Here is a 12,538-nt window from a genome sequence, read left to right as displayed (position 1 = left end):
GCTCGACCGGCGCGACCACACCCGTGACCCTGGAGGTTCCTCTGTCCGCCGGACCCGGTACTCCGACACGAACCCCGGCAACGCCCGCCGACGCGCGGCGGACGCCGATCCCAGGCACGCCCGAATTCACGGCAGCCGTCCAAGACCGACTCATCGAGTTCTTCGCCGCCCGGCGGCCCATCGTGGAGCCACTCGGTCCGGTCTTCGTCGACGCCGCCGACACGCTGGAGCGGTTCGTGCTCCGCGGCGGCAAGCGCACCAGGCCCGCGTTCGCCTGGACCGGCTGGCTCGGCGCGGGCGGCGACCCGGACAGCGCCGAAGCGGGCGCGGTGCTCGCCGCCTGTTCCGCCCTCGAACTGTTGCAGGCGTGCGCGCTCATCCACGACGACATCATCGATTCCTCCCGCACCCGCCGCGGTTTCGCCACCGTGCACGTCGATTTCGAGCAGCGCCACAGCGAGCGCGGCTGGTCCGGCGACGCCGCCCACTTCGGCGCCAGCGTCGCCATCCTGATCGGTGACCTGGCCCTGGCCTGGGCCGACGACCTCGTGCACGCCGCCGGGCTTCCCCCGGCCGCCCTCGCGCGGTTCGCGCCGGTCTGGGCGCAGATGCGCACCGAGGTGCTCGGCGGTCAGCTGCTCGACATCAACGGGGAAGCGGTCGGCGACGAGTCGGTGGAGGCCGCGCTGCGCATCAACCGCTACAAGACGGCCGCCTATACCGTAGAGCGCCCGCTGCACCTCGGCGCCGCCATCGCCGCCGCCGACCGCGACCTCATCGCGGCCTACCGCACCTTCGGCACCGACATCGGCATCGCCTTCCAGCTGCGCGACGACCTGCTCGGCGTGTTCGGCGATCCCGAGGTCACCGGCAAGCCCTCCGGCGACGACCTGCGCGAGGGCAAGCGCACGGTACTGCTCGCCGAGGCGCTGCGCCGCGCCGACGCCACCGACCCATCCGCCGCGCACCTGCTGCGCACCAGCATCGGCACCGATCTCGGCGCCGATGACGTCACGCGCCTGCGTGCCGTGCTCACCGAGCTCGGCGCCGTCGACGAAGTGGAACGCCGCATCGCCGACCTCACCGACCGCGGCCTAGCCGCCATAGATTCCAGCTCGGCCACCCCCGCCGCGAAAGAGCAACTGCGCGGTATGGCACTGGCCGCAACCAGGAGGACCGCATGAAAGCCGTTGTGGGACCAGCCGATCGCGTGATCGCCGTCGGCGCAGGACCGGCCCCGCGCAGCACAGGCAAGCGCAAGGGGAAGTCGACGGCCGCGCTGACCGAACGTCGGCTGATCCTCGGCGCCGCCCTGCCGACCCGGCGCGGCGTCCGTGTCCCCCGCGCGTGTTCAGCGCCGCGGGACACCGCCGAGGACTAGTCCCCGTCTTTCGAGCGCCGGATCGGCGAGCCGACCGGCGCCGCACACCGCGTAGCGATCCACCTACCGACCGGCAGGCATGGGATGATGGCGGAGCGAACACCGCACGGTAGCGACCAGCCCTTGCGGTTGCGGAAACGGCCCTGTCGTCCGGTGATCGGCGCGGTGCCGGCCGACGCAGAGTTTCACGGGTAGCCCGCCGTGCCCGGAGGTCGAGGAGGGTCGAATGAAAACCGTTGCGGGACCGACCGATCGGGTGGTCGTCGTGGGCGCGGGCCTGTCCGGCCTCGCCGCCGCGCTGTATCTCACCGGCGCTGGACGGTCGGTCACGCTGCTCGAGCGGGCCGATCATCCGGGCGGCCGGGTCGGCCGGTATCGCGGGCCTGACTACGAGATCGACAACGGCGCCACGGTGCTCACGCTGCCGGAACTGATCACCGACGCGCTGGCCGCCGTCGGCCGCACGCCCGAATCCGGCCCCGTGCCGCTGCGCATCCACCGGCTCGCGCCGAGTTACCACGCGCGCTTCGCCGACGACTCGACCATCCGGGTGTTCGCCGACCCGGACGCCATGGCCGACGAGGTCGCCCGCACCTGCGGCCCCGCCGAGGCGAACCGCTACCGAAGGCTCCGCGACTGGCTGGCGCGCGTCTACCGCGCCGAGTTCACCGAGTTCATGGACACCAACTTCGACTCGCCGCTGGACATGGTGCGCTACCCGCGCAAACGCGCCGCGCTGGTCGACCTGGTGCGCCTCGGCGGGTTCGGCAGGCTCGGACCGCGCGTCGGCCGGATATTGACCGACACGCGGCTGGCCAGGCTGTTCACCTTCCAAGCGCTCTACGCCGGCATGGCGCCCGCCGACGCGCTGGCCGTCTACGGCGCGATCCCGCACATGGACACCTCGCTCGGCGTCTATTTCCCGGAAGGCGGTATGCGCGCCATCGCCGCCACCATGGGCGAGGCGTTCACCGCCGCCGGCGGGGTGCTGCGACTGAACACCGAAGTCACCGGAATCGACTACGAGGGACGGCGGGCCCGCCGGGTGCGCACCGCCGACGGGCACGCGCTGGATTGCGACGCGGTGGTGCTCACCGCCGACATCGGCTCGGTCGAACGCTTCGGCGTCCGGCCGAGGCGCGGACTGCGGGCCGCGCCGTCGGCGGTGGTCGCGCACGGCACCATCCCGGCCGAGATCGCCGCGACCTGGCCGATCCAGGCGCACCACACCATCGACTTCGGCGCGGCATGGGACACCACCTTCGACGAGATCGCCGCGGCACCGCGTCGCGGCGGACAGCTGATGCGCGACCCCTCGCTGCTGCTGACCCGCCCCGCCCTGACCGATCCCGGCCTCTACATCGACCGGCCCGACGGACGACACGAGCCGTTCTCGCTTCTCGCGCCCTGCCCCAATCTGGAGAGCGCCCCGCTCGATTGGGACCGGCTGGCCCGGCCCTATCTGCGCGAGCTGCTCGAGGTCCTGGAGACGCGCGGCTACCGCGGGATCGCCGAGCACTTCACCGTCGACCACCTGGACACCCCGCGCACCTGGCGGGCACAGGGCATGATCGCGGGCACGCCGTTCTCCGTCGCGCACATTTTCCGGCAGACCGGGCCTTTCCGGCCGCGTAATTTCCCGAAGTTCAGCGACAACGTGGTTATCGCCGGTTGCGGCACCACCCCGGGCGTCGGCGTGCCTACGGCGCTGCTCTCGGGAAAACTGGCGGCAAACCGAATTACCGGTGCGACGGCCGTTACTCGGGATGAACCGCCCGCACCAGCGGGATAGTGTTCCGGGCGAACCATTAAACTGATCGCCGACCTATTCGCTCGCGGTTGCGACCGCCGACCTTGCCGGGGGGACCGACACCACATGCATCCCCCCGATACGAGCGCCGCAGCCGCACCGCCGACCGACACCGCGCCCCGCGGGTCGAGTCGTCCCGGCACCCAGGGGTCCGGCGCCCCGCGATCCGCCGACCGGCTCGGCCTTCTGGATCGGATGCAGACCTACGCCGATTTCGCGCGCAGCCCCGAGGGTCACGCCGCGCTGCTCGGCTTCTTCGGTGCGGTGATGATCACCTTCGGCGGGTTCGGCGCGGGCAGTGTGCGTCAGCGCGATCCGCTGCTCGAGGCGATGAACCTGTCGTGGCTGCGGTTCGGGCACGGCTACGCGCTGTCGACCATGCTGATCTGGATCGGCGTGCTGCTGATGATCACCGCGTGGGTTCGCCTGGGACGCACCACACTCGGGCTCGGCAACCGCGCGGGCGCCGGGGTGACGCTCAACGAATTGCGCGCCATCGTCGGAATATGGATCTTCCCTTTGCTCTTCGCGGTGCCGATGTTCAGCCGCGACGCCTACTCCTACCTGGCCCAGGGCGCGCTGCTGCGCGACGGCTTCGACCCCTACCAGGTCGGTCCCGTCGCGAATCCTGGTGTGCTGCTGGACAATGTGAGCCCGGTCTGGACCACCACCACCGCGCCGTACGGCCCGGTGTTCCTGCTGCTGGGCCGCGCCATCACCGCGATCACCGGTGACAACGTGGTCGCGGGCACGATCGCGCTGCGCCTCGTGATGCTGCCCGGCCTCGCGCTGATGATGTGGGCGGTGCCGTATCTGACCAAACACCTGGGCGGCAAGCCGACGGTCGCGCTGTGGCTCGCGGTGCTCAACCCGCTGGTGCTCATCCACCTCATCGGCGGCGTGCACAACGAGATGCTGATGGTCGGTCTGATGTGCGCGGGCATCGCCCTGGTGCTGGAGCGTCATCACGTGGCGGGCATCGTGGTCGTCGCCATCGGCGTGGCGATCAAGGCCACCGCGGGCATCGCGCTGCCGTTCCTGGTGTGGATCTGGATGTTGCACGAGCGGGAACGCCGCGCCGCCGAACGCGCGGCCGCGGACCCGAACGCGCCTGCGGATCCGAGTTCGACGCCCGAGAACGGCGCCCCGGACGCCGCGAAAGCCGGACCGGACATGCCGCACCCGGCCATGACCTTCGCCAAGATCGCCGGGCTCGGATTGAGCGTGTTCGCGGTGGTCTTCGTCGCGGCCTCGGCCATCGCGGGCGTCGGCATCGGCTGGCTGACCGCGCTGTCGGGCTCGAAGAAGATCATCAACTGGCTCTCGCTGCCGACCATCATGGCGCACGCCACCACCTGGATCACCCCGCTGCGCATGGAATCGGTGCTCACCGTCACCCGCGCGCTGTGCGCGCTCGCGCTCGTCGCGGTGCTCGTGTGGACCTGGTGGCGATTCCGGCACAGCGAGCGCGAGGCGGTGTTCGGCATCCTCATCGCGTTCGTCGGCATCGTGATCCTCTCCCCCGCCGCGCTGCCCTGGTATTACTCGTGGCCGCTGGCGCTGGCCGCCGCGTTCGCGCTGTCCACCACGACGCTCATGGTGCTGGTCGGCCTGTGCACCTGGCTGATGCTGGTGTTCCAGCCGGACGGCTCGATCGGCCTGTACAACTTCTGGCACGTGGCGGCGGCCACCTTCGCCGCGGTCGTCGCCGCGCTCTCGTTGCGCACCGTCGACCCGCTGCGCCTGCGTTCGACTCCCCCGCAGCAGGCCGCCCCGCGCGCCGTCGTCGCGGCCACCGCTGCACGTCCATGAGCGCCGCGAGATCCGACGACGACCCGGGCCTAGCGCAGGTACTCGGAACGGGCGCGGCCGGACGAAGTCCGGGAGTGAACGCGGAGGTGAGCCTGGAGTCCGCGTACCGCGCGTGCCGGGCGATCGCCGCGGAGCACGGGCGCACGTATTTCCTGGCGACCAGGCTGTTGTCGGCGGACCGAAGACCTGCGGTGCACGCGCTCTACGCGTTCGCGCGAATCGTGGACGACATCGTCGACCACGCGGACCAGAGCCTCGTGCGCGCCGCCGACTCGCCGGAGTCGCTGGACATCTTCGGGCAAGGCCCCGCCAACGAACTGGACCTGATCGAGAAACAGCTGCGGACGGCCCTCGAGCATGGCGCGTTCGCGGCGCAGGACACGGCGGTTCCGCTGCTCCGAACCCAGATACTGTCCGCGCTAGCGGATACCGTCGACCGCTTCGCGATCGATCCGGAGCACTTCTGGACCTTCCTGGACTCGATGCGCATGGACGTCCCCGGCGCCCATCATTTCCGCGATCGCTACGCCACGATGGCCGAGCTGCGCGAGTACATGCGCGGATCGGCCGCCGCCATCGGTCTGCAACTGCTTCCTGTGCTCGGCACCGTCGTGCCGACGGCCGAAGCCGAACCCGCGGCCGCCGCGCTCGGCGAGGCCTTCCAGCTCACCAACTTCCTGCGCGATGTCGCCGAGGATCTCGACCGCGGGCGCGTGTACCTGCCCGCCGACCACCTCGCGGCCTTCGGCGTCGACGCCGACCTGCTCGCGCACTGCCGCCGCACCGGCCACACCGATCCGCGAGTCCGTCGCGCTCTCGCTCACTTGATCGCGATCAACCGCGACATCTACCGAACCGCCGACCCCGGCATCGACCTGCTCAACCCCAAGGTCCGCCCTGCCATCCGCGCTGCCGCCGCCCTCTACGCCGAAATCCTCGACCGCATAGAGCGATCCGGCTATGCGATCTTCCGGACCCGGGCAATCGTCCCCCGTCGCCGACGCCTACTCGTCGCCACAACCCAACTGCTCGCCGCCGCCCTCCCCTGACGGGCTCGCACACGTGCCGCACGCCTCGCCCACGCAACAAGGGCTGCGAGGCGTGCGGACGGTCCGCGAGGTTCAGAAGGGGTCGGCGGCGGCGCGGCGGAGCACCTCGCGGGCGAGGGGGCCGTGCAGCGCGTCGATGGGTTTGCCGGGGAGGCTGGCGTCGTCGGTGAAGATCCACTCGAGGATCTCCTCGTCGGTGTACTTGGCGTCCTTCATGACGGTGATCAGCCCGGGCAGGTGCTTGGTCACCGCGCCGGTGTCGTCGAAGAAGACCTCGGGAACGCTCGCCACTCCATTGCGGCGCACGGCAAGGAGTTGGTGGTCGCGCAGCATCTGATGGACCCGCGTCACCACGATCCCGAGCCGGTCGGCGACCTCGGGCAGCGGCAGCATTGCCACGGACTCCGGAAGGACATCCTCGCTGCAGGGAAATGCACTCACCCGCACAACGGTAGACGGTGTGGCGCCGCGCGTCGTGTGACACCCGGGCGACAGACGGGTTCGGCCGCTCGGCACGGTTACCATCGTGGGGGCCGCACGGGGCGGTCTGTCGCAGTTCGCGTCACGAGCGCGGGGTGAGCAGTTTTGTGAAAGCCGGAGGACATCACTTGATCGGGCAGATGCTGGAGGGGCGCTACCGGATTGACGCGCCGATCGCTCGGGGCGGGATGTCGATGGTCTTCCGCGGCGAGGACACCCGCCTTGATCGCCCGGTCGCGATCAAGGTGATGGACCCGAAGTTCGCCGCCGATCCGCAGTTTCTCGCCCGGTTCGAGTTCGAGGCCCGCGCGGTCGCCAAGCTCAAGCATCCCGCGCTGGTCGCGGTGTACGACCAGGGCGTCGACGGCGACCATCCGTTCCTGATCATGGAACTGGTCGAGGGCGGCACGCTGCGCGAGTTGCTGCGCGAACGCGGGCCGATGCCGCCGCACGCCGTGCGGGCGGTGGCCGAACCGGTGCTGGCCGCTATCGGGGTGGCGCACTCCGCGGGCCTGGTGCACCGCGACGTCAAGCCGGAGAACGTGCTCATCTCCGATTCCGGCGAGGTGAAGATCGCCGACTTCGGCCTGGTGCGCGCGGTCGCGGCCGCGACGACCACCTCGGCGAGCGTCATCCTCGGCACGGCGGCCTACCTCTCCCCCGAGCAGGTGACCAGCGGCACCGCCGACTCCCGAAGCGACGTGTACGCGTTCGGCGTGCTGATCTTCGAAATGCTCACCGGCCGTGTCCCTTTCATCGGCGACACGTCACTGTCGGTGGCGTATCAGCGCATCGAGAACGACGTACCGAGCCCGAGCCAGTTCATCGCGGGCGTGCCGCCGGAGTTCGACGAGCTGGTCGCCCGCGCCACCAACAGGGAGCCCGCGCACCGTTTCGCTGACGCCAACGAGATGGCCGCTGAGCTGCGTTCGATCGCCGCCGGGCTGAGCCTGCCGCCCTACCGGGTGCCCGCGCCGCGGGAATCGGCCGAGCATCTGAGCGCCAGTTTCCGCGCCGACCCCGGCGGCAGGGCCGCGACACCGCGCCCCGGCCCCGCGCCGGACGCGCACACGCCGCAGCCGACCCAGCACACCAAGGTGGTCACCGCGCAGCGACCTCGGGTGCCCGACTACGGACCGTCCGGAGAGTACGACCCGCACGGGTCGTACGGACCGCCGACAGGCCACGATCCGCGCACGGCCGACCTGCGTCAGCCGCCGTACGACCCCTACGACGCCGACCGCCGCAAGTCGCGCAGGACGACCCTGTTGTGGGTCGCGATCGTCGCCGTCCTCACGCTGATCGTGGGTGTCGGCGGCTGGTGGCTCGGCGTCGGCCGCTACGAGGCGGTGCCGCCGATCGCCGGGCTGAGCAGCGAGCAGGCCACCGCGACGCTGCGCGAGGCAGGCTTCGAGACAGAGATCAGACAGAAGGCCTCGGACACCATCCCGGCCGGCGGCGTCGTCGGTAGCGACCCGTCCGCGGGCTCCAAGGTGACCAAGGGCACGACGGTGTCCGTACTGGTCTCCAGCGGCAAGCCCCGGGTGCCCGACATCAAGCCGGGCGACGACGTGCGCAAGGTGAATCAGCTCATCAAGGACGCCGGACTCCAGCCGGTCGACGCGGGCGAGGTGGGCAGCCAGGCGCCGAAGGGTTCGCTCGCGAAGGTCGAGCCGGCGCCGGGCACCGTGCTGCCGACGGGCGGACAGGTCAAGGTCTTCCGCAGCAACGGCGCGCAGCCGGTGAAGGTCCCCGATGTGCGCGGCAAGACGACCGAGGAGGCCATGCAGGCGCTCACCGCCGCGGGCATCAAGGTCCGCGAGACGCGCACCGAATACGACAAGGCCATCGAGGCCGACCAGGTGATCGGCACCGATCCGGCGGCGGGCAGCACGGTGAACTCCGGTGAGGGCGTCGCGCTGATCGTCTCCAACGCGGTCAAGCTGCCCTTCCTGGTCGGCCAGAGCGTCGGCGAGGCCAAGCAGAAGCTGGAGGGCCTCGGCCTGCGCGTCCAGGTCCAGCAGCTGACCCCGTCGGACGGCTCCGTGGTCATCGGCCAGAGCCCGGGCGCGGCGGCCAAGGTCCAGCCGGGGAGCACGGTCACCCTCACCGCACTGCCCTGATACTCCGCGCGGCCCCGACGATCAGAGCGTCAGCGTCACCTTGCCGAGCGCGGCGACGACATCGCGGTACATCCACCGCTTCATCGCCCCGAGCGCGGGACCCGCGGTGCCCGCCAGCGCACCCGCCCTGGCCAGCGCGACCGGCAGCACCCGCTCGTGCTCCTCGACCGCCTCGACGATGCCCGCGGCCAGCGCGACGGGCCCGCCGTAGCGGCGTCCGGTCAGCATCGCCTCGTGCGCCGCGGGTCCGGGCAGCCGGGTGGTCAGCAGGTCGGCGATGCCGCCGGGGATGACGAGACCGTCGTCGGACCGCGCCAGCAGCAGGGTGATCTCGGGCAGGCAGAAATAGCCGCGGTCGCCGCGCATGACCCGCCCGTCGTGGGCCATGGCGAGGATCGCTCCCGCGCCGAACGCGTGTCCCTGGATCGCCGCGACGGTCGGCGCTGGGAACGTCAGCACCCGCTCGAATACCCGCTGCCCGGCCATGAGGTAGTCGGCGACGTCCGGGCGCAGGAAACGCTCCGGCTCGAAGCCGTTGGAGAAGAATTTGCCGGAGCCGGTGGTGACCAGCGCCTTGGGCCCGTCGGCCGCCTGCACTTCGTCGAGGCAGCCGTGGACGGCGTCCATCCACTCGGGGGTGAAGCGGTTCTCGGTGTCGAACTGGTCCGGCTCGCCGAGATCGAGCACGAAGACTTCGCCTTCGCGGCGGAGGTGCGGCATGAATGCTCCCTGAGTGCGGTGTGTTTCGGATCAGGCGGGCGGGTCGACGAAGATGTCGTAGCTCAGCTCGCCCTCGGGACCGTAGCCGGACAGGTCGGTGATGCCGTGGGCGGCGAGGACTTCCACATCCAGGTAGGTGTTGCCGGTGGTGGTCGCGGCCGGGCTCTCCAGGATCAGCACGGCGGCGTCCGCGACGATCTCCGGGGTGCGGGCGGTCGCGGCGACCTCCTCGCCGCCGAGCAGGTTGCGCACCGCGGCGGTGGCGATGAGCGTCTCCGGCCACAGGCAGTTCGCGGCGATGCCCGACTCGCGGTGCTCGGCGGCCACGCCGAGGGTCAGCAGTGTCATGCCGTACTTGGCCAGCATGTACGGCGGGTGCGCCCCGAGCCACTTCGGATCCAGGTTCAGCGGCGGCGACAGCGACAGCACGTGCGGGTTCTCCGACTTGCGCAGGTGCGGCAGCGCGGCGCGGGTGAGCAGGAACGTGCCGCGCAGCTGGATCTGCTGCATCAGATCGAATTTCTTCGCGGGCAGCGTCTCGGTGCCCTGGAGATCGATGGCGCTGGCGTTGTTGACCACGATGTCGATGCCGCCGAAACGCTCGACGGCCCGGTCGATCGCGGCCTGCACCGACTCCTCGTCGCGAACGTCGCCGACGACCGCGAGCGCCGATCCGCCCGCCGCCTCGATCTCGGCGGCCGCCGTGTGCACGGTGCCCTCCAGCTTCGGGTGCGGAACATCGGTTTTGGCCAGCAGGACGACGTTGGCGCCGCGGCGGGCGGCGGCGAGGGCGATGGCCAGGCCGATGCCCCGGCTGCCGCCGGACATCAACAGGGTGCGGCCGGACAGTGTCTGTGTGGTCACGAGGGTGCCTTCCGGTTGCCGAAGCCGCGACATTCCCGGCCGAACCGGGAGCGCCACGTATAATTTGCTTCACAAATCGTTTGCACTACTACTGTTTTATAGACACAACGGTTTGTCAAGCGAGCAGACTGGTGGGCATGATGTGACGGGAGGTGAAGGATGTCCTACAACGCGCCGCTGGTTCCCGGGTCCATCGGCAACCACACCGTGTGCCTGATACAGAAGATGGGACAGGTCGCCTTCCGATTGGCCGAGGAACGCCTGCTCGGCATCGGCCTGCGGGTGCGGCACTACAGCGTGCTCCAAGCGCTCGCCGATCGCGGCGGCATGGCGCAGGCCGAACTGGGCGGCTACCTGCGCATCGACGCGGCGACCATGGTCTCCACGCTCGACGACCTGGAACGGCAGGGTTATGCCGAACGGCAACGCGATCCCGGCGACCGCAGGCGCTATCTGGTCATCCTGACCGACAAAGGTGGCGAGACGCTCGCCGATATCCAGACCATCCTGCGCGAAGTACACGACGAGATGTTCGCCGACCTGTCACCGGAACGACGCGACGTGCTCGCGGAGATTCTCGGCGAGCTCAACGACTCGGCGGGCTTGCGGGCGCGCTTCGACGCGACCCGAGGCTGAGACTTCCCGCTCGTCAGCGCGAACGGGCTCGGGCGACGAAACGTGCCGCCGGACAACAAGATCCGCACCGGCAGGATTCCGGTGCGGATCTCGGAGTTACGGGTTCGAAGGGCCGCGCGGCGACCTCCGGCCTCAGCGCAGCATTTCGGCGACCAGGAACGCCAGCTCCAGCGACTGCTGGGTGTTCAGGCGCGGGTCGCAGGCGGTCTCGTAGCGGCCGGACAGGTCCAGGTCGGAGATGTCCTGCGCGCCGCCGAGGCATTCGGTGACGTCCTCGCCGGTCAGCTCGATGTGCAGGCCGCCGGGGTGGGTGCCGAGCGCGCGGTGCACCTCGAAGAAGCCCTGCACCTCGTCGACGATGCGGTCGAAGTGGCGGGTCTTGAAACCGGTGGAGGCCTCGTGCGTGTTGCCGTGCATCGGGTCGCACTGCCAGATCACCTGGTGACCGGTCGCCTGCACCTTCTCGATGATGGGCGGCAGCACGTCGCGCACCTTGCCGTTGCCCATCCGGGAGACGATGGTGAGGCGACCGGGCTCGTTGTTGGGGTCGAGCCGCTCGACGTACTCCACGGCCTGGTCCGGAGTGGTGGTCGGGCCGATCTTGAGGCCGATCGGGTTGGCGAGCAGCTCGGCGAGCGCGATGTGCGCGCCGTCGAGCTGACGGGTGCGCTCACCGATCCACAGGAAGTGCGCCGACAGGTCGTAGAGCACCGGCTCGCCGGACACCGGGTGCTCGCTCAGGCGCAGCATGGCGCGCTCGTAGTCGAGGACGAGCGCCTCGTGGCTGGCGTAGATGCGGGCCGACTGCAGGCTGGGGTCGTTCACGCGGCAGGCGGTCATGAACGCGAGCCCGCGATCGATCTCCTCGGCCAGCGCCTCGTAGCGCGCGCCCGCCGGGGACTGCGCGACGAAATCACGGTTCCAGTCGTGCACCTTGTGCAGGTCGGCCATGCCCGCGCTGGTCAGCGCGCGGACCAGGTTCATCGCGGCGCTGGCGTTGGCGTAGGCGCGCACCAGCCGGGACGGGTCGTGCTCGCGCATCTTCTCGTCGGCGACCAGCGCGTTCACCATGTCGCCGCGGTAGGACTTCAGGCCGAGCGAGTCGGTGTCGGAGGAGCGCGGCTTCGCGTACTGGCCCGCGATGCGCGCGACCTTCACCACGGGAAGGCTCGCGCCGTAGGTCAGCACGACGGCCATCTGCAACAGCGTGCGGATGTTGCCGCGGATGTGCGGTTCGGTGTTGTCCGCGAAGGTCTCCGCGCAGTCACCGCCCTGCATCAAGAACGCCTCGCCGCGCGCCACCTCGGCGAGCTGTCCGCGCAGCTCCTCCACTTCGGCGGGCACGCAGATCGGCGGCACGCTCTCCAGCACGGTGCGCATCATCGCCGCCTGCCCGGGATCCCACGACGGCTGCTGCAACGCCGGGCGGGCCAGCGCTTCGTCCAGTCTGCGGCGCAGCTCGGCGGGCAACGGCGGCAGCTCCGGCAGGCGATCGATCGGTACGTCGACGGTCCAGTTCACGAGTTTCAGAATACGGACCCGGCAATCGTCCAGACAGCCCGAGGTGGGGTGGAATTCCTACCCCACAGGTGTTGGCGATCCCCTACCCGGAGTAACCCCTCGCGTCCGCCGCCCACATCGCCACATAGGGTGACATCGACCG

General features: G+C 70.4%; 11 protein-coding genes. 7 read left to right on the top strand and 4 right to left on the bottom strand.

The genetic code is table 11. From position 1 onward, the window contains the following. The first annotated feature begins 29 nt into the window (after positions 1 to 29). The 5 genes from NX1_RS24025 to NX1_RS24010 all read left to right on the top strand — a co-directional run bounded on the left by NX1_RS24025 (position 30) and on the right by NX1_RS24010 (position 6,052). On the top strand, positions 30 to 1,184 hold the full coding sequence (locus NX1_RS24025) for a polyprenyl synthetase family protein (RefSeq protein WP_068063625.1): 1,155 nt from the start codon (positions 30 to 32) through the stop codon (positions 1,182 to 1,184). Next, positions 1,181 to 1,381: a hypothetical protein gene (locus NX1_RS36515; protein WP_157120003.1), complete on the top strand. Its 201-nt coding sequence runs from the start codon at positions 1,181 to 1,183 to the stop codon at positions 1,379 to 1,381. Before NX1_RS24025 ends, NX1_RS36515 begins: the two co-directional genes overlap by 4 nt. Before the next feature lie 226 nt (positions 1,382 to 1,607). Then, positions 1,608 to 3,173 carry a phytoene desaturase family protein gene (gene crtI, locus NX1_RS24020; protein ID WP_068063582.1) on the top strand — a complete coding sequence of 522 codons (1,566 nt, stop codon included), beginning with the start codon at positions 1,608 to 1,610 and terminating at the stop codon, positions 3,171 to 3,173. Between the two features lie 84 nt (positions 3,174 to 3,257). After that, on the top strand, positions 3,258 to 5,003 hold the full coding sequence (locus NX1_RS24015) for an alpha-(1->6)-mannopyranosyltransferase A (protein WP_068063581.1): 1,746 nt from the start codon (positions 3,258 to 3,260) through the stop codon (positions 5,001 to 5,003). 74 nt (positions 5,004 to 5,077) lie between these two features. Then, on the top strand, positions 5,078 to 6,052 hold the full coding sequence (locus tag NX1_RS24010; protein WP_068063580.1) for a phytoene/squalene synthase family protein: 975 nt from the start codon (positions 5,078 to 5,080) through the stop codon (positions 6,050 to 6,052). 72 nt (positions 6,053 to 6,124) lie between these two features. Here the strand turns inward: NX1_RS24010 and NX1_RS24005 are convergent, their stop codons facing one another. Continuing rightward, on the bottom strand, positions 6,125 to 6,493 hold the full coding sequence (locus NX1_RS24005) for an Rv2175c family DNA-binding protein (protein ID WP_068063623.1): 369 nt from the start codon (positions 6,491 to 6,493) through the stop codon (positions 6,125 to 6,127). A 167-nt stretch (positions 6,494 to 6,660) separates the two neighbouring features. Here NX1_RS24005 and pknB point away from each other — a divergent pair, with 167 nt between their 5' ends. Next, positions 6,661 to 8,655 (top strand): Stk1 family PASTA domain-containing Ser/Thr kinase, encoded by a 1,995-nt coding sequence (gene pknB, locus NX1_RS24000; RefSeq protein WP_218024175.1) that lies wholly within the window; start codon positions 6,661 to 6,663, stop codon positions 8,653 to 8,655. A 21-nt stretch (positions 8,656 to 8,676) separates the two neighbouring features. On the opposite strand, the gene NX1_RS23995 is transcribed toward pknB, so the two are convergent. Both NX1_RS23995 and NX1_RS23990 read right to left on the bottom strand, forming a co-directional pair. Further along, entirely contained in the window at positions 8,677 to 9,375 is a 699-nt protein-coding gene (locus tag NX1_RS23995; protein ID WP_068063577.1) for an enoyl-CoA hydratase/isomerase family protein, read from the bottom strand. A gap of 30 nt (positions 9,376 to 9,405) precedes the next feature. Further along, positions 9,406 to 10,239 (bottom strand): SDR family oxidoreductase, encoded by an 834-nt coding sequence (locus NX1_RS23990; RefSeq protein ID WP_281217020.1) that lies wholly within the window; start codon positions 10,237 to 10,239, stop codon positions 9,406 to 9,408. Between the two features lie 159 nt (positions 10,240 to 10,398). Here NX1_RS23990 and NX1_RS23985 point away from each other — a divergent pair, with 159 nt between their 5' ends. Beyond that, complete coding sequence (locus tag NX1_RS23985) at positions 10,399 to 10,875, top strand: MarR family winged helix-turn-helix transcriptional regulator (RefSeq protein ID WP_068063573.1); 477 nt, start codon at positions 10,399 to 10,401, stop codon at positions 10,873 to 10,875. Positions 10,876 to 11,007: 132 nt separating this feature from the next. On the opposite strand, the gene NX1_RS23980 is transcribed toward NX1_RS23985, so the two are convergent. Next, positions 11,008 to 12,396, bottom strand: a complete 1,389-nt coding sequence (locus NX1_RS23980; protein WP_068063571.1) for a class II 3-deoxy-7-phosphoheptulonate synthase — start codon at positions 12,394 to 12,396, stop codon at positions 11,008 to 11,010. Positions 12,397 to 12,538 lie beyond the last annotated feature (142 nt).

The sequence above is a fragment of the Nocardia xishanensis NBRC 101358 genome (genome assembly GCF_001613365.1).
Classification (GTDB): domain Bacteria; phylum Actinomycetota; class Actinomycetes; order Mycobacteriales; family Mycobacteriaceae; genus Nocardia; species Nocardia xishanensis.
This window is presented reverse-complemented; position numbering and strand designations above follow the sequence as displayed.